The sequence below is a fragment of the Microbacterium halophytorum genome, assembly GCF_002970975.1.
In the GTDB taxonomy this organism is placed as follows: Bacteria; Actinomycetota; Actinomycetes; order Actinomycetales; family Microbacteriaceae; genus Microbacterium; species Microbacterium halophytorum.
In genome coordinates this window covers 106,369-129,609 of the sequence record NZ_PNFA01000006.1, presented here as the reverse complement: position 1 = coordinate 129,609, position 23,241 = coordinate 106,369, and the positions used below count along the sequence as shown (strand labels likewise).

15 protein-coding genes are annotated in these 23,241 nt (G+C 73.2%); 8 read left to right on the top strand and 7 right to left on the bottom strand.

Translation table 11 applies throughout. From position 1 onward, the window contains the following. Positions 1–2: 2 nt before the first annotated feature. From C0010_RS07785 to C0010_RS15410, 7 genes are all read left to right on the top strand, one after another. Complete coding sequence (locus C0010_RS07785; protein WP_105566499.1) at positions 3–1,067, top strand: ABC transporter permease; 1,065 nt, start codon at positions 3–5, stop codon at positions 1,065–1,067. Positions 1,068–1,119: 52 nt separating this feature from the next. Next, a complete protein-coding gene (locus tag C0010_RS07780) occupies positions 1,120–1,962 on the top strand; it encodes an ABC transporter permease (RefSeq protein ID WP_105566498.1) in 843 nt (280 codons plus the stop codon). After that, on the top strand, positions 1,959–3,560 hold the full coding sequence (locus C0010_RS07775; RefSeq protein WP_105566497.1) for an ATP-binding cassette domain-containing protein: 1,602 nt from the start codon (positions 1,959–1,961) through the stop codon (positions 3,558–3,560). The genes C0010_RS07780 and C0010_RS07775 overlap by 4 nt, the downstream gene beginning before the upstream one ends. A gap of 79 nt (positions 3,561–3,639) precedes the next feature. Further along, the gene (locus tag C0010_RS07770; protein WP_105566496.1) at positions 3,640–4,497 is read left to right on the top strand and encodes an ABC transporter ATP-binding protein; all 858 of its coding nucleotides are present in this window, start codon (positions 3,640–3,642) and stop codon (positions 4,495–4,497) included. Between the two features lie 8 nt (positions 4,498–4,505). Further along, positions 4,506–5,540 carry an iron-siderophore ABC transporter substrate-binding protein gene (locus tag C0010_RS07765; protein ID WP_174150255.1) on the top strand — a complete coding sequence of 345 codons (1,035 nt, stop codon included), beginning with the start codon at positions 4,506–4,508 and terminating at the stop codon, positions 5,538–5,540. After that, positions 5,537–7,588 carry an iron ABC transporter permease gene (locus C0010_RS07760; protein WP_105566495.1) on the top strand — a complete coding sequence of 684 codons (2,052 nt, stop codon included), beginning with the start codon at positions 5,537–5,539 and terminating at the stop codon, positions 7,586–7,588. Before C0010_RS07765 ends, C0010_RS07760 begins: the two co-directional genes overlap by 4 nt. Continuing rightward, on the top strand, positions 7,558–7,815 hold the full coding sequence (locus tag C0010_RS15410; RefSeq protein WP_198410806.1) for a helix-turn-helix domain-containing protein: 258 nt from the start codon (positions 7,558–7,560) through the stop codon (positions 7,813–7,815). The genes C0010_RS07760 and C0010_RS15410 overlap by 31 nt, the downstream gene beginning before the upstream one ends. Here the strand turns inward: C0010_RS15410 and C0010_RS07750 are convergent. The 5 genes from C0010_RS07750 to C0010_RS07730 all read right to left on the bottom strand — a co-directional run bounded on the left by C0010_RS07750 (position 7,799) and on the right by C0010_RS07730 (position 15,820). Then, the gene (locus C0010_RS07750) at positions 7,799–8,299 is read right to left on the bottom strand and encodes a DUF2004 domain-containing protein (protein ID WP_105566494.1); all 501 of its coding nucleotides are present in this window, start codon (positions 8,297–8,299) and stop codon (positions 7,799–7,801) included. The genes C0010_RS15410 and C0010_RS07750 overlap by 17 nt on opposite strands. Positions 8,300–8,494: 195 nt before the next feature. Then, complete coding sequence (gene ftsY / locus C0010_RS07745) at positions 8,495–9,364, bottom strand: signal recognition particle-docking protein FtsY (RefSeq protein ID WP_105566493.1); 870 nt, start codon at positions 9,362–9,364, stop codon at positions 8,495–8,497. Positions 9,365–9,630: 266 nt separating this feature from the next. Continuing rightward, positions 9,631–10,626 (bottom strand): diacylglycerol/lipid kinase family protein, encoded by a 996-nt coding sequence (locus C0010_RS07740; RefSeq protein WP_105566492.1) that lies wholly within the window; start codon positions 10,624–10,626, stop codon positions 9,631–9,633. A 188-nt stretch (positions 10,627–10,814) separates the two neighbouring features. Then, entirely contained in the window at positions 10,815–11,951 is a 1,137-nt protein-coding gene (locus C0010_RS07735; RefSeq protein ID WP_232531821.1) for a class I SAM-dependent methyltransferase, read from the bottom strand. A gap of 29 nt (positions 11,952–11,980) precedes the next feature. Next, positions 11,981–15,820, bottom strand: a complete 3,840-nt coding sequence (locus C0010_RS07730) for an AAA family ATPase (protein WP_105566491.1) — start codon at positions 15,818–15,820, stop codon at positions 11,981–11,983. Between the two features lie 398 nt (positions 15,821–16,218). On the opposite strand from C0010_RS07730, the gene C0010_RS07725 reads away from it, so the two are divergent. Further along, positions 16,219–20,811 carry a rhamnogalacturonan lyase family protein gene (locus C0010_RS07725; protein WP_105566490.1) on the top strand — a complete coding sequence of 1,531 codons (4,593 nt, stop codon included), beginning with the start codon at positions 16,219–16,221 and terminating at the stop codon, positions 20,809–20,811. Between the two features lie 163 nt (positions 20,812–20,974). Here the strand turns inward: C0010_RS07725 and C0010_RS07720 are convergent, their stop codons facing one another. Both C0010_RS07720 and C0010_RS07715 read right to left on the bottom strand, forming a co-directional pair. After that, positions 20,975–21,847, bottom strand: a complete 873-nt coding sequence (locus C0010_RS07720; RefSeq protein ID WP_105566489.1) for an alpha/beta hydrolase — start codon at positions 21,845–21,847, stop codon at positions 20,975–20,977. 128 nt (positions 21,848–21,975) lie between these two features. Beyond that, a complete protein-coding gene (locus tag C0010_RS07715; RefSeq protein WP_105566488.1) occupies positions 21,976–23,190 on the bottom strand; it encodes an alpha-L-fucosidase in 1,215 nt (404 codons plus the stop codon). Positions 23,191–23,241: the final 51 nt, after the last annotated feature.

Below are 23,241 nucleotides of genomic sequence, written 5' to 3'. Positions count from 1 at the left end.
GCATGCCAGGGGGCGCACGACCGGATGCCGCGACCGACCCGTACGGGGCGGCCGCGGCATCCGGTCGTGTCAGCACCGCGCGCGCCGTCGCCCGATGGGTGCTCGCGCGGATCGGCCGGGCGGTGCTGGTCGTCTGGCTCGTCGCGACGATCGTGTTCTTCGCGCTGCGCTCGACGGGCGACCCTCTCGAGGCCATCATGGGCGGCCCCGGCTCGCAGGCGGGGCCGGAGGCGACCGCCGCCGCCGTCGAGGAGTACGGCCTCGACCGGCCGCTGTTCGTGCAGTACCTCACGCAGCTGTGGCGCATCGCGACGCTGCAGCTGGGCGATTCCTACGCGCGCAGGCAGCCCGTGGCCGAGCTCATCGGTGACCAGCTGCCCGGCACCCTCCTGCTCGCCGTGCTCGCCCTCGCGCTGGCCTGGGCGCTCGCGGTGACCGGCGCGCTGATCGCGACGACCGTGCGCGGGCAGATCGGTCGCGCCGTCGACGCCGTCATCCGTGGTGCCGAGATCGTGTCGACCGTGATGCCGCAGTTCTGGCTGGGCGCCGTGCTCATCCTCGTCTTCGCCTCCGCGCTCGGCTGGTTCCCCGCGACGAGCCAACCGGGCGACCCGGCGGGACTCGTCCTGCCGGTGTTCACCCTCGCCGTACCCATCGCCGGGTTCCTCGCGCAGGTCTCGCGCGACGCCGTGCTCGAAGCGGATGCCGCACCGTTCGCGACGACGTCGCGGTCGCGGGGCTCCGGCGAGGCGCGCGTGTTCTTCCGCCACACTCTTCGGCACGCGTCGCTGCCCGCGCTCGCCCTGTCCGGCTGGGCGTTCGGCAACCTCCTCAGCGGCGCCGTCGTCGTCGAGGTGCTGTTCGCGAGGCCGGGCCTCGGGCGCCTGCTGCAGGAGGCGGCGCTCGCCCAGGACGTCCCCGTCGTCGTCGGCGCCGTCACGGTCGTCGCCGTCATGTACGTCGTGGTGATCATCCTCACCGATGCCGCGGAGCTCCTCGTCGACCCCCGCCTGCGCCGCGCGAAGCGTCAGAGCCTGGGGGCACCGGATGCGGTGGTGGTCTCGTGACCGGCATCGACGCGGCGCGCGGCACGCCCCGCACTCGCGCGGAGGTGCGCTCATGACACTCGCTCCCACGACGCGGCCCGGCCGCCTCATCCGGTTCTGGGCAGCGCTCGGCCCCTCGGGAGCCATTGCGCTCGCCCTCGTCGCGCTGCTCGCCCTCGCGATCGCCGCACCCGGCCTGCTCGCGCCCGGCGACCCCCTCGCGATCGCGCCGAGCGACGCGTTCCGGGCGCCGAGCTGGGCGCACCCGGCGGGGACCGACGAATCGGGGCGCGACGTGCTGACCCGCATCGTGCACGGCGCGCGGGCATCCGCCGGCATCGGCCTGGCCGCGACGGGGCTCGGCATCGGGCTCGGGCTCGTGGTGGGCTTCGCGGCCGGGCTCGGGCCCGCCTGGCTCGACGCGGCGCTCGGCCGCGCGATCGAGGTGCTGTTCGCCCTGCCGACGCTCGTGCTCGCGCTGCTGTTCGTCGCCGTGCTCGGCGCCGGCACCTCGTCGAGCGTGCTCGCGATCGGCCTCGCGACCGCACCGGGGTACGCGCGCATCCTGCGCTCGCGCGTGCGCGGCGTCGCGCGCAGCGACTACGTGGCGTACGCGCGGCTCGAGGGCACGGGGCGCGGCCGCACCTTCCTGCGGCACATCGCGCCGAACACGCTCTGGCCCCTCGTCGCCACCGCGACGCTCGGCGTCGGGCAGGCCGTCGTCTGGGTCTCCGCGCTGAGCTTCCTCGGCCTCGGCGCCGAACCGCCGTCGCCCGAATGGGGCGCGATGCTGAACGCCGGGCGCGTCTACATCACGACCGCCTGGTGGATGACGGTGTTCCCCGGCCTCGCGATCGTCGTCGTCGCGACCGCTCTGACGGTGTTGGGCCGCCGGATGTCGGGAGCGGGCCGATGAGCGCGACGAGCGCCGGCGGGGGCCGGAACAGGCGCCGCGGGGTCGACCTCGACCTGACGGGGCCGAACGCTGCCCTCGCGCTGGACGTCCGAGGGCTGCGCGTCGACCTGCCGGGCGCCGGGGGCGTGCTCGACGGGCTCGACCTCGCCGTCGCGCCCGGTGAGTGCCTCGCGATCGTCGGCGAGTCGGGCGCGGGCAAGTCGGTCCTCGCGCGCACCCTCCTCGGCCTGACGCAGGACGACCGGCGCGCCCGGGTGACCGCCGACCGACTCTGGGTCGCGGGCACCGACCTCGCGCGCGCCGGCCGACGCGCCCGCCGGCGGGTGCGGGGCCGCGACGTCGCGCTCGTGCTGCAGGACGCCCTGCAGTCGCTCGACCCGCTGCGGACGATCGGGGCCGAGGTCGGCGAGATCCTCGCCGTCGGCGGGATCGGGCGCAAGGTGCGCCGCGAATGGGTCGTCGACGCCCTCGAGGACGCGGGCCTCCCCGACGCTGAGTCGCTGCTCCGCCGCCGCTCCGGTGAGCTCTCCGGCGGCATGCGCCAGCGCGCCCTGATCGCGTCGGCGGTCGTCGGCGACGCCGAGGTGCTGATCGCCGACGAGCCCACGACGGCGCTCGACGCGACGACGGCCGTGAAGGTGCTCGACCTGCTCGGAAGCCTGCGCGACGAGGGCATGGGCGTCGTCCTGATCAGCCACGACCTGCGCGCGGTGTCGCGCATCGCCGACCGCGTCGCGGTGATCGACGCCGGCCGGATCGTCGAGGCCGCTCCGCTGCGGCGCCTGCTCGACGCGCCCGAGCACCCGACGACGCGAGCCCTGCTCGCGGCCGTGCCGTCCGGCCCGAAGCGCGGCGCCGCCCCGCCCGCGCGAGCGGGCGAAGGCGCCCGGCGGAGCGGCGCGCCGACGCCCGCGGCGATCACCGCCGAGAACGTCACCCGCCGCTACGGCGACGTCACCGCCGTCAGCGGCGTGAGCCTCGGCCTCGCCCGCGGCGAGGTGCTCGGCATCGTCGGCGAGTCCGGGTCCGGCAAGACCACCCTGGCGCGCCTGATGATCGGCGCCGAGCGGCCCGACGACGGCGAGATCCGGATGCCGGAGCCGGCCCCGCGCATCCGGCTCGTCCCCCAGGATCCCCTCGGATCGTTCGACCCCCGGCACAGCGTCGCGACGCTGCTGCGCCACTCGCGGCGCGACGGGGCGCCCGGCGACCGCGAGCTGCTGGCGCGCGTCGGCCTCGGCGCCGAGCTGCTGGGCCGGATGCCGGCGACGCTCTCGGGCGGGCAGCGGCAGCGCGTCGCGATCGCGCGCGCCCTGGCGGCCGTGCCCGACGTGCTGATCTGCGACGAGCCGGTCTCGGCGCTCGACGTCACGACGCAGGCCGGCATCCTCGACCTGCTGCTGGCCCTGCAGAGGGACGAGGGCCTCGGAATCGTGTTCATCTCGCACGACCTCGCCGTCGTGCGCCGCGTGAGCGACCGCGTGGCCGTGATGCGCGGCGGCGAGGTCGTCGAGCTCGGTCCGACCGAGAGCGTGTACGCGGAGCCGCAGCACGCGTTCACGGCGGAGCTCATCGCGGCCGGGTCGACCGCCGGCTGACGCGGCGCGGCGCCCGAGGGGGCCGCTGTCGCGCCGGCCCGCTTGGCGTGGCGGCGGCTATAGGTTAGGCTCCCCTAATGTGACTGCCCCCGATGCCGACCACTCCCTCAGCGCGCTGCGCGGCGACAGCCTGGCGCTCGGCTACCGCAAGGACCGGGTCGTGCACGATGTGTCGCTCCAGCTGCGCCCGGGAGAGGTCACGGCCCTGATCGGCCCGAACGGCAGCGGCAAGTCCACGGTGCTGCGCTCGCTCGCGCGGCTGCATCCGATCGACGCCGGGACGGTGCACGTCGGTGACGCGGAATCCCGCGCGCTCACCTCCCGCGAGTTCGCGCGCACCGTCGCCATGCTGTCGCAGTCCCGCCCCCACCCCTCCGGCCTGGAGATCCGCGACGTCGTGGCCTTCGGCCGCCACCCGCACCGCGGCCGCTTCTCCGGCATGAGCGGCTCCGACCACGCCGCCATCTCCCACGCGCTCGCGCTCACGGGCCTCGCCGACATGGCGCACCGCGCGGTCGACGAGCTGTCCGGCGGCGAGCTGCAGCGCGTGTGGCTGGCCACGTGCCTCGCGCAGGACACGGGAATCCTGCTGCTGGACGAGCCGACGAACCACCTGGACCTGCGCTACCAGATCGAGACGCTCGAGCTCGTGCGCGACCTCGCCGATCGCGGCACGGCGCTCGGCGTCGTCCTCCACGATCTCGACCACGCGGCGTCCGTCGCCGACGAGGTCGTCCTCATCCAGGCCGGACGCGTCCGCGCTGCCGGCGCCCCGGAAGACGTGCTCACCTCCGAGAACCTCACCGAGGTCTACGGACTGCGGATCGACACCGTCGTCGACGCCGAGACAGGCCACGTCCGCGTGCACCCGCGCGGGCGTCACCAGGAGCGGCGTCGCCGGGCATCCGATGCCCTGCTCACCGCCTCGACGAACTGAACAGAGGAATGATGAAGAAGGCACCCCTCGCCTCGCTCGCGGCGCTCGGCGTCCTCGCGCTCGCGCTGTCCGGATGCGGCACGACCGACGTCGCCGCTGAGGACACGGCGGCCCCCGAGTCGGCGTCCAGCGCCGACTGCTCGGCCGACGAGACCGCGACGTCGACCGACCCGGTCACCCTGACCGACGACTACGGCCGCACGGTCGAGCTCGAAGAGCCGGCGGAGCGCGTCGCCATCCTGGAATGGCAGCAGATCGAGGACGCGCTCACGCTGTGCGTCACCCCCGTGGCGGTCGCCGATGCCGAGGGGTACTCGACGTGGGACACCGCCGAGGCCCTCCCCGACGGCATCACCGACGTGGGAACGCGCCAGGAGCCGAACCTCGAGGCGCTGTTCGCGACCGACCCCGACCTCGTGATCGTCGAGGCCACCGGCGCGGACGACGAGATCATCTCCCAGCTCGAGGCGTACGACGTGCCCGTGCTCGCCACGATCGGCGCCGACGCGGCCGACCCCATCGCGAAGATGCTGTCGACCTTCGACCTCATCGCACAGGCGACGGGCCGCGAGGAGCGCGCCGAGGTCGTCACCGACGAGTTCGAGGCCCACCTCGCCGAGGCCTCGGGCGAGCTCGCGGATGCCGACCTGGCCACCACCGACTTCGTGTTCTTCGACGGCTGGGTCGACGGCGGCAACGTCGCCATCCGCCCGTTCGGCCAGGGCTCGCTGATCGGCGAGATCGGCGAGGAGCTCGGCCTCACGAACGCCTGGACCGGCGAGGTCGACGCGGCCTACGGCCTGGGCCAGACCGATATCGAGGGCATGGTCGCCGTCGGCGACGCGAACCTGCTGCACACCGGCACGGTCGACGACGCCGAGGACGACTTCGTCACCGCGCTGGACAGCAACGAGGTCTGGGCGTCGCTCCCGGCCGTCACCGAGGAGCGCGTGTACAGCTTCCCCGCCGGCATCTGGACCTTCGGCGGCCCGCGCTCGGCCCAGCAGATCATCGACGCGTACGTGTCGGCTCTGGGCGAGTGACCGTCACCGAGACGCGCGGCGCTCCGGTCGGAGCGGATACCGCGCCCGATCGGCGCGCCGCGCGCCTCGGCCCCGCGGCGGCGCTCGTCGCCCTCGCCGTGCTCCTCGCGCTGGTGTCGCTGTGGCATCTGACGCAGGGCACCAGCGGCGCCGTGTTCGCCGACCAGACGGTGCTGTGGGGCTCCCGCCTCCCCCGCCTGGCCGCAGGCGTCACGGTCGGCCTCGCGCTCGGCGCGGCCGGCACCCTGCTGCAGTCGCTGTCGCGCAATTCGCTCGCCTCGCCCGACACGCTCGGCGTCACCGCCGGCTCGTACCTGGCCGTCACGATCGTCGCGGCCTTCGGCATCGCCGTGCCGATCTGGGCATCCGGGACGGTGGCGTTCGCCGGCGGGCTCGTCGGCGCCGTCATCGTGCTCGGGCTCGCGGGCGGGGCCGCCTCCTCCACGACGCGGCTCGTCCTCGCGGGCTCCGCTCTGGCGATGGCGTTCCAGGCGGGCACGTCGACGCTGCTCATCCTGTTCCAGGAGGAGACCGACGGCCTGCTCGCCTGGGGAAGCGGCTCGCTCACCCAGCTGAACCTGGACGCCTTCGCACAGGCGGCCCCCGTCGTGATCCTCGTGCTCGCGATCGCGCTCCTGATGGGGCGGCGATTCGACGTGCTCGCGCTGGGCGACGACACGGCGTCGTCGCTGGGCGTCCCGATCCGCTCGACGCGCGCCGTCGGCATCCTCTTCGCCGTCGCGCTCACCGCGATCTCGGTCACGCTCGCGGGCCCGCTCGGGTTCGTGGGGCTCTGCGCCCCCGTGCTCGCCCGTCTCCTCACCCGGGTGATCCCCGGGCTCTCCCGCCACGTGTTCCTGCTCCCGACCTCGGGCCTGATCGGCGCGCTGGTCGTCCTCCTCTCGGACGCCGTGCTCCGCGCCGTCCTGGGCGCGGAAGCGGCCATCAGCATCCCGACCGGCGTCGCCACGACGCTGCTCGGCGCCGTCGTCCTCGTGGTCATGGCGCGCAGGATCCGCGACGCGGGCCCGACCCGCGAACCCCCGAAAGTGCGCTTCGGGGTGCGCAGCGAATCCCGCTTCTGGACCGTCCTCGCGCTGGCGGTCATCGGCGTGATCGGCGTCGTCGTCGCGGGCCTGCTGCTGGGGACCTCGCTGCTGCGCACCGGGGACGTCGCGCTGTGGCTGCAGGGCGACGCCCCGCCGCAGATCGCCTTCGCGCTGTCGGAGCGCGCGCCCCGGATCACCGCCGCGGTCTGCGCCGGTGCGGCGCTGGCGCTCGCGGGAACGCTCATCCAGGCCGTCAGCCGGAACCCGCTGGCCGACCCCGGCATCCTCGGCGTGACGGGCGGCGCGGGCCTCGGTGCCGTGATCGTCGTCACGAGCGCCGTCGCCTCGACCGCCGGCATGATCGCCGCCGCCGTCACGGGCGCACTGCTCGCGTTCGCCCTCGTCTACCTGCTGGCCTGGCGAGGCGGGCTCAACGCCGACCGATTCATCCTGATCGGCATCGGCGTCTCGTACGGCGCCACGGCGCTGACGACGTTCGTGCTGCTGCGCGCGAACCCGTGGGACACCCCGAAGATCTACACCTGGCTGTCCGGCACGACGTACGGTCGGGTGTGGGAGCAGATCATCCCGATCGCGGTCGTGCTGCTGATCGCCCTGCCCCTCGCCTACGCGCTGCGGCGCGAGGAGGACGTGCTCGCGCTGGATGAGGACACCCCGCGCCTGGTCGGCATCAGGCTCGAGCGGACGCGGCTGGTGCTCCTCGTGACCGCTGCGGTGCTGGCCGCGCTGAGCGTGACGGCCGTCGGGGTGATCGGCTTCGTCGGGCTCGTCGCCCCGCACGCCGCGCGGGCGCTCGTCGGGGCGCGGCACGCCCGCGTCGTCCCCGTCGCCGTGCTGCTGGGAGCGCTGCTCGTCGGCGCCGCCGACACGATCGGACGAACGGTCATCGCCCCCGAGCAGCTGCCCGCCGGGCTCGTCGTCGCCCTCCTGGGTGCGCCGTACTTCGTCTGGCTGCTCTGGAGATCGCGCGACGCGTAGACCGCCGCGCGGGGTCGGGCCCTGTCCCCGCCCTCAGCCCGGGCCGGCCGCCCGGGCGCGCAATCCCACCCGGCCGCGGTGACAACGAACGCGCTCTGACGTGCGGATCTGGTGCGGAATCTGCGACGGCGGTTCCGTTCACGACGCTCGACGCGATCTGCCGCGAGCTCGGCTGCCGGCCCGGCGACGTCCTCGCTTACGAGAGCTCGGTTACTCGGCGCTCGTGACCGACTGGATCTCGCCGTCGCCCATCAGGTTGACCAGCAGCACATCGTCGGCGGCATCGCGGTCGAGTGCGTACTCGAACACCGCGAAGGGGTCGGAGCCGCCGTGCTCGTCGGCAAGGATCGTGACGCTCGCGAGCTGCATCGACCGGATGATGTCGACCGCGATGTCGCCGGACACATCGACGAGGAGGTCCTCGAGATCGTCGCCCAGTTGGTCCTGCTGCTGCAGGATGTACTCGGTGACCTCGCTGGCGCGGTTGTCGACCTCGCCGAGCATCGCGATGCGCGCGCGGCGGTCGATCTCCTCGATGCTCGCGACGATCGCGGCGGCGGCATCGAGCGCGTCGGGGGTCACGTCGTCCTGATCGGGCGCCGTCAGGTCGACCGCGACGCTCTGATCGCCGAGATCGACGGTCTCCGACCAGAAGACCGAGCCGTCCGGCCCGGACTCCAAGAGGCCGAAGAAGTCGTGTTCGAGTGCCATGCGGCTATCCAATCATTCCGGGCACCGGATGTCAGCAGTCGCTGACGATCGATGCCATCCGGTTGCGTTCTGCGCCGTGCTCGTACGACGGGCCAGCGGTTCGCGAGTGCCGTGCCGGCAGGGCCGAGGAGCGCAGCTGTACCGCGTACTGCAAGCGACGAGAACGCCGCCGGCGCAGTGCTCGCGGGCCGCTGACTATGAGACGAGCTGCTCGACGAAGACATGCGGCGTGAAGCCGGTGATGTCGCCGAGGCCCTCGCCCTGGCCGACGAGCTTCACGGGGATGCCCGTGCGCTCCTGCACCGCGAGCACGAAGCCGCCCTTCGCGGAGCCGTCGAGCTTGCTGATGACGAGGCCGGTGACGCCCGCGTGCTCGAGGAACGCCTCGGCCTGCATGACGCCGTTCTGGCCCGTCGTCGCGTCGAGCACGAGCAGCACCTCGCTGATCGGAGCCTGCTTCTCGATGACGCGGCGCACCTTCGTCAGCTCGTCCATCAGGCCCGCCTTGGTGTGCAGGCGGCCCGCGGTGTCGACGAGCACGATCTCGGTGCCGTTCGCCTTGGCGTAGTCGATCGTCTGAAAGGCGACCGACGCCGGGTCCTGCCCCTCTTTCTCGGGCCGCACGATCGCGGCGCCCGAGCGCTCGGCCCACGTGGCGAGCTGGTCGACGGCGGCGGCGCGGAAGGTGTCGGCCGCGCCGACGACGATCGACCGGCCGTATCGGCGCAGGAAGTTCGCGAACTTGCCGATCGTGGTCGTCTTGCCGACGCCGTTCACACCGACCACGAGGACCACGGCGGGGCGCTCGGTGAGCTTCAGCGTCGTGTCGAACTTCGCGAAGCGCTCCTCGAGCGACTCGCGCAGCATGCGCTGCAGGTCGGCCGGGTCCGTCGTGCCGTAGCGAACGACCTTCTCGCGCAGGTCGTCGACGATCGCCTCGGTGATGTCGGGCCCGAAGTCGGCCGTGATGAGCGCCGTCTCGAGGTCGTCCCAGGTGCCGTCGTCGATCTGCGGCTTCGTGAACATGCCGCGCAGCGCGCGCCCGAGTGACCATTTCTCCGCCATGCCCCCAGCCTATCGGCCCGGCCCCGCGCATCCGGATCGCGCCCGGCCCCGCCCTGCCGCCGGCGCGCAGCGCTCGTTCCGAGCCGCGGTTCCAGAATCCGCGGCAAGAACGCGCCCGAAAGCGCGTCGATCGCGACGGCGGCGGAATCGCGATCGCGCTTGCGGAGACGTCCGGCGCTGCGACGCGCGGCAGAATCCGCGAGGCGCGGCGCAATCGGCGGAAGCATGCCGCGGGTCAGCGATCCTGCGGCGTCCCGCCGACCGCGTCAGCGGACGCGGAGGGCGGCTGGCTGCACCTCGGCATCGATGCGGGTCGCCTCACCGATGATGTCGCCGTCGAGCTCGATCTCGCGCGGCTCGTCGAGGTCGATCCGGATGCGGGTGGTGCGGTGATGCGCGATCGAGTCGCTGCTCTCCGCCTCGACCCCCGTGCCGGGCAGAAGCTTCTTGAGGCCGTTGTCCCACAGCATGTTCCGGGCGGCGTCGAACCAGCCGCCGACGCCTTCGGTGTCGACGACGAGCATGTCGAGCTCGCCGTCGGCCGGGTCGGCCGCCGGCAGCAGAGTGATGCCGCCCTGGACCATGCCGCAGTTGCCGATCATCAGGGTGTGCGCGCGTGCCTCGCGCTCGGCCCCGTCGCCCTCCGTGACCCGGATGTCGATGACCTCGCTGACCGAGACGGCGCGGCCCAGCGACTCGACGTACGCGAGCCAACCGACCCGGCTCTTCAGGTCGTCGTCCGTCTCGGAGATCATGTGCGCGTCGATGCCGAAGCCCGCCATCACCGCGAACGCCTGTCGCTCGTCGGCCCCGTCGACCGACAGCCAGCCGACGTCGATCGATCGCGCGTCGTCGGCGAGCGCCCTCGTGAACGCCGCGGCGAGGTCGCCGACCGGAACGCCCAGGTTCCTGGCCAGCAGGTTCCCCGTGCCGAGCGGTGCGATCGCGAGGTCGGGAAGGCCATCGCGGGGAACGCTCGCGCTGGCCGCGCCGGGAGCGCCGACATCGAGCGCCGCGGTGCGTTCGGCGAGGACCTCGGCGACCGCACGGACCGTGCCGTCGCCGCCGGCGGCGACGATCAGGCCGGCCGCCTTGTCGATCGCCTGCTCGGCCGCGGCACGACCGGGGTCGTCCGGCGACGTCTGCAGCCACATCACCTCGAGCTCGGCGCCCGTCTTCTCGACGGCGTCCCCGAGCGCGTCCTCCAGTTCCTCCCGAGACGTCTTGCTCGGATTCCACACGATCGCGACCTGCTGAGCCATGGTCCCCCTCTTTCGAACGATGACTCGATCGTACGGAGTCGTGGGCCGTGTCAGCGCCGGATCCGGCGAATCATTCAACGGCCACGGGGCTCGAACGGCGCAATCCGGTCGGTTCTCGACAGTGGCGCCCCGAGCCTTCCGAACGACGCGGATCACCGTTCCCGGCCGTCGGAACGGTCGTGCGCGTTCTACGAAGGCCGCGATCGGCGGGATGACGCGGTCACCGTGAACCGCGCGTTGCGGCCGACCTGGCGCGTGGGGCCGACCAGGCGCTCGAGGTGCGCGCGATAGCGGAGGTGCGAATTCCACACGCACCAGAGCTCGCCGCCGGGAAGCAGCACCCGGGCCGCGTCGGCGAACAGGCGCGGCGCGATCTCGTCGGTCACGGCGCTGCCGGAGTGGAACGGCGGGTTCAGCAGCACGAGGTCGGCCGACGCGTCGGGCTGTGCGCCGAGGCCGTCGTCGCGCACGACCGCGACGCGATCGGCGACGCCGTTGGCGCGCATCGTCTCGGCGGCGGAGGCCACCGCGGCGGCCGAGCGGTCGGTCGCGATCACGCGCGCCTCCGGCCGAGCGAGCGCGAAGGACGCCGCGATCGCACCCGTGCCGCAGCCGAGATCGATCACGGATGCCGCATGCGGCATGTCGTCGAGGAACGTGAGCAGGAAGCGCGTGCCGATGTCGAGGTCGGTGCCGGCGAAGGCGGCGCCGTGTGCGGCGAGCACGAGCCCGTCGTGCTCCGCCCTGCGCGGCCACGGCGCGCCGGCCCCCTGCAAGGGAGCGGCCGCGTGCAGCACGCGCGACTTGCCGATGCCGCGGCTCGCGCGCACCTCGGCGAAGTGCAACCCGAGCACCTCGTTCATCGACGGCGTCATGTGCTTCACGCGCCCGCCGAGGGCGACGCGCACGGCGGGGTCGGCGTGGTCGGCGACGACGCCCGCGATCTCGTCGAGCGCGTCGAGGCCGCGCGGCAGGTGCCCGATCACGAGGCCGGCGCCGCGCGTCAGAGAGGCGTCGAGCGCGTGCCAGGTCAGCCCGCCCAGGTCGATGCCCAGCGCCTCGGCATTCGCCGCGAGCGCCCGCTCCCCCGTCAGAGGGTCCTGGTGCACGCGTACGCGCGTTCCCGGCCGGGCCGCGAGAACGGGCAGGGCCAGCGCCCCGTACCGATCTCCGATGACGACCACGTCATCCGGCATCTCCCCCGCCTCGCCGAGGACCGCCCGGTCGCTCCGATCGGCGGCGACGAGGTCGTGCGTCTCGACGTCGGGCCAGCGGCGCATTCCGGGGCCGATCGCGTCGAACTGCGAGGTCACGTCCGGCACCATCCGGCCAGTCTATTCGGCGCCTCGCGCCGCTACGCGTCCTGGGTCTCCCGGATGCGCTGGCCCACGACGGCCGAGACGCCGTCCTGACGCATCGAGACGCCGTAGAGCGCGTCCGCCGTCTCCATCGTGCGCTTCTGGTGGGTGATGACGATCAGCTGGCTGCTCTCGCGGAGCGTCTCGAACACGCCGAGCAGGCGGCCGAGGTTCGCGTCGTCGAGCGCGGCCTCCACCTCGTCGAGGATGTAGAACGGGCTCGGTCGTGCCTTGAAGATCGCCGTCAGCAGGGCGACGGCCGCGAGCGAGCGCTCGCCGCCCGAGAGCAGCGAGAGCCGCTCAATCTTCTTGCCCGCCGGCCGCACCGCGACCTCGATGCCCGTCGTGAGCATGTCATCCGGGTTCGTCAGCGAGATGCTGCCGGTACCGCCGGGGAACAGGATCGGGAACACCTCGGTGAACGCCGCCCTGGTGTCTTCGAACGCCGCCGCGAAGATCACCTGCATCCGCTCGTCGAGGTCGGCCACGATCGTCATCAGGTCGGCGCGGGTCTGCTGCAGGTCGTCGAGCTGCTCCTTCAGGAACGCGTGGCGCTGCTCGAGGGCCGCGAACTCCTCGAGGGCCAGCGGGTTGACCTTGCCGAGCTGCGAGAGCTTGCGCTCGGCGTCGCGCAGGCGGCGCTCCTGCATGCGGCGGTCGTACGGGATCGTCTCGACGTCGTCGTACGCACCCGGCGCATCGGGGGCGGCCCCGGTTGCCGCGGTCGCGTCGACGGGGTCGGCACCGGGTGCTGCCGGCCCGTCCCCGAAGCCCGCTCCGGGCGCCTCGCCCACGCCGCCGCGGTCGGCACCGGCCGCGGACGCCCCCGGTTCGGGGCCGCCGCCCGCGCCGTCCGGCTCCGCGATCAGGTCGCGCTGCGCCGCGGCCTCGCGCCGTTCCGCGACCCCGCGGCGCGCCGCCTCTTCGGCTTCCGCGTCTTCGTCCGCCGCGGCGCCGTCCGGAACGGCCTCCGCCGGCTCGCGGAGCAGCTCACGGGGCGCGCGATCCGGCGTGATGTCGGCGATGTCGCGGGGCACCGGCTGGTCGGGGCCGTACTCGGCGACGAGGATGCGCTCGTCGAGGGCCAGCTCGCTCGCGACGCGCTCGAGCAGGCTCGCGACGTGGAGCTTCTTCTCGTGGATCTGCAGCTCGAGACCGTGCACGCTCTCGGTGAGGCCCGCGAGCCGCTCGCGCAGGCCCGCCTCCTGCTCGCGCAGGCCGCGCAGCTCCTCGTTCTGCTCGGTGCGCCGCTTCTCGGCCTCGGCGAGGGCCACGCGCGCCTCCGCGACGGAGCGGTCGACCGATTCCATGGCACGGGGCAGCTCATCGGCGACGCCTTCTGCGACCTCCCGCTGCCGTCGCCGGATGACCGCGCGCCGCGCGGCGTGCTCGGCCGCCGCCTTCTCGCGTTCGCGCTGCTTCTCGAGGCCGCGCGCCCTGCCCTCCGCCTGGCGGACGCGCTCCTTCAGCGTCTCGACCTCGAGGCGAGCGCCCATCTCCGCCTCGCGCGCCTCCTCGACGGCGGCGGCGACCCCCGCGCGCGCCGACGCGTCGAGGACGGGGCGCGGTTCGGCGAGCGCCGCCTCGAGCGCGGCCGTGTGCGCCGCCGCGTCCTTCTCGGCGTCGCCCACCGCGGCCTGCGCCTGCCCGAGGCTCGCTTCGAGCCTCTCGCACTCGGCGATGGCCGATTCGTACCGCACCGTCACTCTGTTGAGGTGCTCCGCGTGCTGGGCCAGCTGGGCGTCGTGGCGCCTCAGCTCGGCCAGCGCCTCCTTCGATGCCGTGCGCGCGGCCTGCAGCGCATCGCCGGCCTCGCGGCGCTGCGCCGCGAAGTCGTCGACCTGCGCCCGCACCTCCTCGAGGCGCGCCACGGCGTCGTCGCGCTCGGCCTGCAGCTCGAGGCGCGACCGGCCCTCGCCCGAACCGGCGCGCAGCGTCTGCGGCGTCAGCACCTCGCCAGCGCGCGTGACGATCGTGGCCGCGCCGGATGAGAACGCCGCGGAACCGGCGTCGAGCGCGGCGGCGAGGTCGTCGGCGATGAAAGTGTGCGCGAGGATCGCGCGGATGCCCGCGGGTGCCGTCACGACGTCCGACGCCCGCTCGAGCTCGCCCGGTGCGCCCGGCGGTTCGGCCTGATCCGGGCCGCCCTGGGCGATCACGATGTCGACGACGCCGATGCCCTCGGCGCGGGCGGCGACCTCGCGGGCCGCGTCGCGGTCGGCGACGAGCACGCCCTCGGCGAGCGGGCCGAGCGCGGCGGCGACGGCGCCCTCGAACCCGCCCCGCACCTGCACCGAATCGCCCACGAGGCCGATCACGCCGTCGCCGCCCTCCGCGACGATGTCTGCGGCACCGCCCAGCACCTGCAGCGCGCTGCCGAGCGCCGACGCCTTCGCCGTGAGGGCGTCGGCCTCGCGCTCGGCGGCGCGGTGGGCCTCGCGCAGCCGCTCGACCTCCCCCTCGGCCGCGGTTGCCGACTGCTGGGCCGCCTCGTACTCCTCCTGCAGCCGGGCGGCGGCGCCCTCCTGCAACTCCGCGTCGTCGAGCGCCTCGTACGCGGCTGTCGCCTCGTCTCGGCGCTCGTTCGCGGCATCGAGCTGCACCTGCTGGCGCGTGACCGCCTGGCGCACGGCCTCGAGCGTCGACTCGGCCGACGACGCGTTGCCGCGCAGCTGCGAAACGCGCATGTCGTACTCGGAGACGAGCGCGCTCTGCGCCGCGATCTCCTCGTCGAGCGCGTCGAGATCGGCCTTCGCCTTCGCGAGGCGCCTGGCGGAGTCCGCCACGGCGTCGTGTGCGGCGCCGACGCCGTCCTTCGCCTCCGTAATGCGCTCGCGCGCCTCGTCGATCGCCGCCTGCGTCACCGTGATCTGCGCCTGCGGATCGTCCTCCTCGGCTCCGAGCAGCGCGAGCCGCTGCCCGACGAGCGAGAACAGGCCGCGCAGCCGCTCCTGCACCTGCTCGAGATCGAACGCGACGCGACGGGCCTCGTCGACCTCGGTCGTGCTCTGCGCCGCCTCGAGCGCGGCGATCCGGGCCTTCACCTCATCGGCGCGGTCCTGCAGCACGAGCCGCTCGGTGTGGCGCTCCTGCTCGTTCCGCGCGTGGTCAGCCAGGGCACGACGCAGCTGCACGACCTCGTCGGCGAACAGGCGCGCCTTCGCATCGCGCACCACGGCGGCGATCGTCTGCGCCTCGCGGGCGATCTCGGCCTGGCGCCCCAGCGGCTTGAGCTGGCGCCGGATCTCCCCCGCCAGGTCGCTCAGCCGCTGGAGGTTCTGCTCCATCGCGGCGAGCTTGCGCAGCGACTTCTCCTTGCGCCTGCGGTGCTTCAGGATCCCCGCGGCCTCCTCGACGAAGCCGCGGCGGTCCTCCGGCGTCGCCTGCAGCACCGTGTCGAGGCGACCCTGCCCCACGATCACGTGCATCTCGCGGCCGAGGCCCGAGTCGCTCAGCAGCTCCTGCACGTCGAGCAGGCGGCAGGTCTCGCCGTTGATCGAGTACTCGCTCTGTCCGCTGCGGAAGAGCGTGCGGCTGATCGTGACCTCGCTGTACTCGATCGGCAGCGCGCCGTCGGAGTTGTCGATCGTCAGCTGCACCTCGGCCCGGCCGAGCGGGCCGCGCGTCGCGGTGCCCGCGAAGATGACGTCCTCCATCTTGCCGCCGCGGAGGCTCTTGGCGCCCTGCTCCCCCATCACCCAGGCGAGGGCGTCGACGACGTTGGACTTGCCGGAGCCGTTCGGACCGACGATCGCCGTCACCCCCGGTTCGAGCACGAAGGTGGTCGGCTGCGCGAACGACTTGAAGCCCTTGATCGTCAGCGACTTCAGGTGCATCCGGCCTCCTCCCCGCGCAGGTCACACGGCATTCCCCCGCCCAGCCTACGGCCGGTCAGGCGCAGCGCCCCGCTTCCACGCCCTGCGGCGCGGAACTCCGCGCGGACGACCGGCCGCTGAGCCCCGGCGGCGCCTCCCCCGGCGACGCACTCCGAAACACGGGCTTGACGCCGCGTAAAACGGTTCACTAACTTCGGGATAGCGCTTTCTCAGCTGTGTTCGCCCGGATGGACCGGCTGCCTGCGCGAGCCCTCGCGGGCGCCGCTGCGGCGAAGACGCCGCCAGCGAATCGGATCAGAGAGGATCGAATGGAAACGGCATTCCGACGCGCGCGGCGAGGGGGCACAGGCTCCCCACGCCGAACGCTGCGCGTCACAGGGGCGGCGCTCGCCGCGGCCATGACCGTCTCGGGCATCGTCTGCGCGAGCGGCGCCGCCACGGCGGCGGAGCGCGATACGACGATGCAGGAGGTACCGGAGCCCGTCCGATTCGACTTCGGCCCCGGAGCTGCGGCGGAGGGCTACCAGGCCGTCACCGCCGAGACGGCGTACACGCCGGAGCGGGGCTTCGGCTTCATCGACCCGGCCGGCGTCACCGGCACTGACAGGGGCGGCGACGACGCGCTGCGCGGCGACTTCGTCACGGCCGCGGGCGCGACGTTCGCCGTCGACCTCGACAACCTCGACTACACCGTGTCGCTCATCGCCGGAGACACCGGTGGCGCGACCGACATCTCGATCACGACCGAGTTCATGCAGAAGGTGCAGCCCACGCAGAAGGCGACGGGCGAGTTCCTCGAGATGGACTACGACATCGCGCTCGTCGACGGGCAGCTGTCGTTCGCGTTCGGCGGCGAGACCCCGAACATCGCCGCGATCGAGATCACGGCTCACCCCGCAGACGAGGCCGGCGCCGTTCCGACCGCCTACCTCACGGGCGACTCGACCGTGCAGACCTACGACCCGTACTGGGTTCCGCAGGCCGGCTGGGGCCAGATGCTCGACCGCTTCCTGAGCGACGACGTCGCCGTCGACAACCACGCCATCGGCGGCCGCAGCTCGCGCTCGTTCGTGGAGCAGGGGCGGCTCGACGACGTGCTGCGCTCGGTGAAGCCGGGCGACTACGTCTTCACGCAGTTCGGGCACAACGACGCGACGGCGTCCGTTCCCGAGCGCTACACGAGCCCCGAGGACTTCCGCGACTACCTGAAGATCTACGTCGAGGGCACGCGCCAGCGCGGCGGCACCCCCGTGCTCGTCACCCCCGTCAACCGCCTCGACGTGAACACCGAGACGGGCGCCTTCAACGAGAGCTTCCCCGAGTACGTGCAGGCGATGAAGGACGTCGCGACCGAACTCGAGGTCGACCTGGTCGACCTCTCCGCATCGAGCCGCGCGTACCTCGATGAGATCGGCGTGGAGAACGCGAAGTCGGTGTTCCTGCACGTGCCGGCGGGCGTGTACCCGAACCGCCCGGACGGCACGCAGGACGACACGCACTTCCAGGAGTACGGCGCGATCCAGATGGCGCGGCTGATCGCGCTCGACGTCGCGGAGCTCGGCCTGCCGATCTCAGACGCCGTCGAGGTGACGACGCCGGATGCCGTGCCCGCGGCACCGACGGGCCTCACGCTCGACAGCACGACGGGTTCATCGGTCGCGCTGCGCTGGGACGAGACGCCGGGTGCCGACATCTACCGCGTCTACCGCGCGCCGGCAGGCACGATCGATTTCGCACTCGCGACGACGTCGACGATCCCGCAGGCCTCCGTGTCCGGCCTCGATGAGGGCACCTCGTACGAGTTCCGCGTCGCGGCCGCGAACGGCCTCGGCGAGGGCGAGCCCAGCGAGACGGTCGTCGCCGGCACGCGCACCGCGAAGTACCGCTACGACTTCGGCCCCGTCGGCTCGGTCGTCGCCGACGGATTCGACGAGGTCACGCGCGAAACCGTCTACAGCGCCGAGCGCGGCTTCGGCATCGTCGACCCCATGGGCATGATCGACCGCGACCGCGGCGACTCCCTCGACGCCGCCGCCCGCGACTTCGTGGCGTACTTCGGCGGCGAATACGAGTTCGCGACCGAGCTGCCCAACGGCGAGTACGCCGCGACCGTCACGGTCGGCGACACGCTCGGCACGGTGCGCTCGAACATCGCGTTCGAGGGCCAGGACTACGGCGGGATGTCGGTCAGCAGGGGTGCAACGGAGAAGGCGTTCGACGGCATCGTCGTCGAGGACGGTCGGCTCGACCTGACCGTGAGCGGGCAGACCGGTCATCTGAACGCGCTCGAGATCACGCCGATCCTCGTGGCGCCGCAGGGCCTCGCGGTCGAGTCCGTGGACGTCGACGGCGCGACGGGATCGGTCGCGCTGGCGTGGGACGAGGCCGCCGAGGCCGATTCGTACCGCGTCTACCGCAGCTCCGCCGGCGGTGAGCGCGAGCTCGTCGCCGAGACCCAGGAGCTCCGCGCCATCGACGCGACGGCGGCGGCCGGTTCGACCTACTCGTACGACGTGACCGCGGTCACGGGCGACGACGAATCGGTCGCCTCCGTGGCCGTCGACGTCGACGTGTTCGATCCGGATGTCGCGGTGCCGGCGGCGCCGACGGGCCTGGCCGCCGATGCGGTCGAGGCGCGCAGCGTCGCGCTGAGCTGGGACGCATCGGATGACGCTCTGTTCTACCTCGTCAGCCGCGCGGAGGCCGCCGACGGCGACTTCGCCGTCATCGGACGCACCGACGAGGCCGCCTTCGTCGACGAGGACGTCCTGACGACGGTGCCGTACTTCTACCGCGTGCAGGCCGTCAACGCGGGCGGAACCGGTGACGCATCGGCGGCCCTCGAGGTCGACGGCGGCACGGTGCTCGACCGCGACGCGGAGCGCATCGGCCGCCAGCCGGTCGCCGTCGCCCAGGGCGACGGCACCTACATCGGGTGGCGCATGAACGGCGACGACCCTGAGGACATTGCGTTCCACGTCTACCGCGACGGCGAGCGCATCACGGATGAGCCGATCACGGGCAGCACCAACTACACCGACGCCGAGGGCACGGCCGAGGCGAGCTACCGCATCGCGCAGGTGAGCGACGGCGTCGAGCACTGGTCGACCGAGGAGTTCTCGCCGTGGGCGGAGCAGCACCTCGACGTGCCGCTCGACAAGCCGGAGGGCGGGTACACGAAGGACGGGCAGCCGTACGAGTACACGGCGAACGACGCGACGATCGGCGATCTGGACGGCGACGGGCAGTACGAGATCGTGCTGCTCTGGAACCCGACGAACGCGAAGGACAACTCGCAGTCCGGCTACACGGGCAACGTCTACCTCGACGCCTATGAGCTGACGGGCGAGAACCTGTGGCGCATCGACCTGGGTCGGAACATCCGGGCAGGCGCGCACTACACGCAGCCGATGGTCGCCGACCTGAACAGCGACGGCAGCGCGGAGCTGTTCGTGAAGACGGCCGACGGCACGGTCGACGGCACCGGCACCGTGATCGGCGACGCCGACGCCGACCACCGCAACTCGTCGGGCTACGTGCTGCAGGGCCCGGAGTTCCTGACGGCCTTCGACGGCGCGACGGGAGCGGCGGTCGACACGATCGACTACGTTCCGGCGCGCGGCGACGTCGCCTCCTGGGGCGACGGCTACGGGAACCGCGTCGACCGCTTCCTGGCGTCGGTGGCCCACCTCGACGGAGAGCACCCGAGCGTCGTGTTCAGCCGCGGCTACTACACGCGCGCGGTCGTCGCGGCGTTCGACTTCGATGGTGAGAGCCTCTCGGAGCGCTGGACCTTCGACTCGTCGGCTCCCGGCAACGGCGACTACTACGGTCAGGGCAACCACAACATGAACGTCGCCGACGTCGACGACGACGGCAAGGACGAGATCATCTACGGCTCGGCCGCGATCGATGACGACGGCACGGGTCTGTACTCCACCGGCCTCGGCCACGGCGACGCGCTGCACGTGAGCGACTTCGACCCCTCGCGCCCCGGTCTCGAGGTGTTCGCGGCGCACGAGGACATGGGCAGCTCGGGCAACAGGGGCGCGACGTTCCGCGACGCGGCCACGGGAGACGTCCTGTGGGACATCCCCGCTGAGCGCGACACAGGCCGAGCCGCCATGGCCGACATCGACCCTCGGCACGACGGCGCCGAGGGGTGGGCCGTCGGCGGAGATGCCGCGTGGAACTCCCCCGTCGGAACGCTGAAGAGCGCGTCCGGCGAGCTGATCTCGGAGTCGATCCCCGCGGCGAACTTCGTCGCGCAGTGGGATGGCGACCTGCTCAGCGAGATCGTCGACCACGAGTACGACGCCGAGACCGGCGCCGGCTCGCCGACGGTGTCCGACTGGGACTACGAGAACGCGAAGGAGACCACGGTGTTCGCGCCCGAGGGCGTGCTGACGAACAACTCGACCAAGGGGAACCCGGCCCTGCAGGCCGACTTCCTCGGCGATTGGCGCGAGGAGCTCGTGTATCGCACGGCCGATTCGTCCGCGCTGCGGATCTTCACGACGGTCGACGAGACCGAGCACCGGCTGCGCACGCTGATGTCCGATCCGGTCTACCGGGCGGCCGTCGCGACGCAGGTGTCCGCGTACAACCAGCCCCCGCACACCAGCTACTTCCTGGGCGAGGGCATGGAGGCGCCTGCCGCGCCGCACATCCGGTACACGACCGAGGCGCCGGCGCTCGAGCCGGTGCACGCCTCGCCCGTGAGCGGTGAGGCGGACACGCGGACCGTCGGCGGCCGGCAGGTGCTCGTCGTGAGCGTGACGAACGATTCGGATGAGCCCGTCTCGGTCGAGATCGGATCGGCGTATGGGGACAAGGCGCTGAAGCACCTGGCGGCTGGTGCGACGAAGTCCGTGACGTTCCACACACGTGCCGAGGAGATCGCCGCGGGCGAGGTGGCTCTGACCGCGACGGATGCCGACGGGACCATCACGAGGGTCACGGCCCCCTACGAGGCGGCCGGCCAGGCGTGATCGCACGCGGGGCGGGAGCGGCGCGCGGCCGTTCCCGCCCCGTCGTGTGCGCCTCGGCGGTCCGATCCGGCCGAGCGCGGCCGCACGCCGTCGCGCTCGGCCGGATCGGGGAACCCCGAGCCCGCCCGCGGACGGGCCGCCCGAATGCCTCGGGCGACCCGGATCAGCGCAGCAGCGCGCTCGCGAAGCGGTCGATCGTGTCGCGGGCGGCCGTGCCCTCGTTCGGGCGGTTGAGGTGGCCGTGCGTGGTGCCCGGCTCCGTCGCGGCCGCGACCTCGATGCCTGCGGCACGGAGCTGGTCGGCGAACGCCTCCCCCGAGACGCGCAGCTCGTCGGCGTCGCTGTTGACCATGACGGTCGGCGGGAAGCCCGCCAGCTCCTCCGCCGACGCCAGCCCGGGGATCGCCGCGGAGGGTGCGCCGGCGACCGTTCCGCCGAGGTAGTTCTCGTACATGGCGAGCACGACCTCGGGCCCGAAGCGATCGGCGACCGGGTCCGCCTCGAGCTTCGCGCGCAGCTCCGCGGCCGGTGCCGGCTGCTCCGCGAGCAGCGTCGGGTACGCCAGCACCATCAGCCCCGGGGTCCGCCGGCCGTCGGCGAGCATCCGCAGCGTCGCGCCCACGGCGATGTTCGCGCCGGCGCTCGCGCCGCCGAAGCCCACGCGAGCCGGGTCGACGCCGAGCTCATCGGCGTGCGCCATCGCCCACTCCCACGCGGCGAGCGCGTCGTCCGACGCGGCCGGGTAGTGGCGGCCCTGCATCGTGCCGAAGGCCGCTTCGCCCGCGACGGCGGCGAGGCGGTAGTCGAGCGATGCCACCGCGATGCCGCGAGCCGCCAGCTCGCGCGCGACCCAGTCGGCTTCCGGCATGTCGATGTCGCCGCGCGAGAACCCGCCGCCGTGGAGCCAGACGAGCCCGGCGCCGCTCGGGCGCTCGGGTGCGTAAATGCGCAGCGTGCGGCCGGCGACGACGCGGTCGGCGGTGGTGACGGTCGGTCGGCGGGGTTCTCCCGTCGCTGCCGCGGGTGTATCGGTCATCGCGCTCCTCGTCGCTGCGGTGCGGGCGTCGCGCCGGGCGGCCGGGGTGCGGACGTCGCCCGGTCCTTCCGAGAACGGGGCACCGCCCCACCGGCGCGCGGTCGCGGAACAGGTCCGACGCTACCGGATCATGCCGCGTCGTCGGCGGGCAGGACGAAGACGGTCGCCGGGACGCCGTCGATCCGGACCGCGGTCGGCTCGGCTTCCGCGACGACGACCGGCCGGCCGCGGCTCATCCATCCGCACGACCATCCGGCATCCGGGAGCTGCGCCGCTTCGGCCTCTGTGAACGATCGCCGTGATGCCGTCCAGGGCTTGACGGCGCGCAGCCAGGCGGCGGCGCCTTCGAGCGTGCGGCGCTGACAAGCGGGGATGCGCCCGGCGGCGTCCGGGCCGACGTTGAGCAGCAGGCGCCCACCGCGCGAGACGACGTCGGCGTACAGCCGTGCGAGCCCGCGCGGCGACAGCGCATGCGCCGGGTCCTCCTCGGCGTTGTAGCCGAACGAGAAACCCAGGCCGCGGTTGTGCTCCCAGCCGACGCCCGATTCGTTCTGCGCGTCGTGCGCGTACTCGCTCGTTCGGTAGTCCGCAGCGGCACCGCCCCACCGGTCGTTCACGATGCCGTCGGGAACGACGGCGCGGTAGTGCCGGATGAGCGCGTCGAGCGACCCGTCGGCCTTGCCCGCATCCGGCCAGTCGATGTCGTTCCAGATCACCGACGGCCGATACCGGTCGACGAGGTCGCGGACGTGGGCTGTCGCGTACCGGGCGTAGTCCGCGTCGACAGGTCGCCAGCGCTCGACGTCCTCCATCGAGGTGATGGGCGGGAACGCGGAGTGCGCCCAGTCCAGGCCTCCCGAGTAGTACACGCCGAAGCGCATCCCCTCCGCCCGCACCGCGTCGGCGAGAGGCGCGATCAGATCGCCCCTCGGGCCCCGGTGCGCGGTGCTCCGCTCCTCGGCGCCCGGTGCGTCCCAGAGCGCGATGCCGTCGTGGTGCTTCGCCACGGGGACGACGTAGTCGGCGCCGAGGTCGCGGAACAGTCGCGCCCAGTCGACCGGGTCGTACTCCTCGGCTCGCCACGCGTCGACGAACGCGTCGTACGGCCGGCCGCCGTGCGCATCGGCCTGGTGCTGCGCTGCGGGCGAACCCTCGATGCGGATCGTGTTCGCGTACCACTCGGCGTAGCCGTTGTGCGCGAACCAGGTGTCGGGGTCGACCGCGCCCCACGCGCCGGGCGACTCCGCCCACGCCGGCACGGAGTACGGGCCCCAGTGGACGAAGATGCCGAGCGACGCCTCACGCGCCCATTCCGGGAGGGGGCGGGTCGCGGCCCCGCTCATGATAGAGCGCTCCGTGCTGCGGAGGACGACACCGGCGCGCCGCCGGGGCGG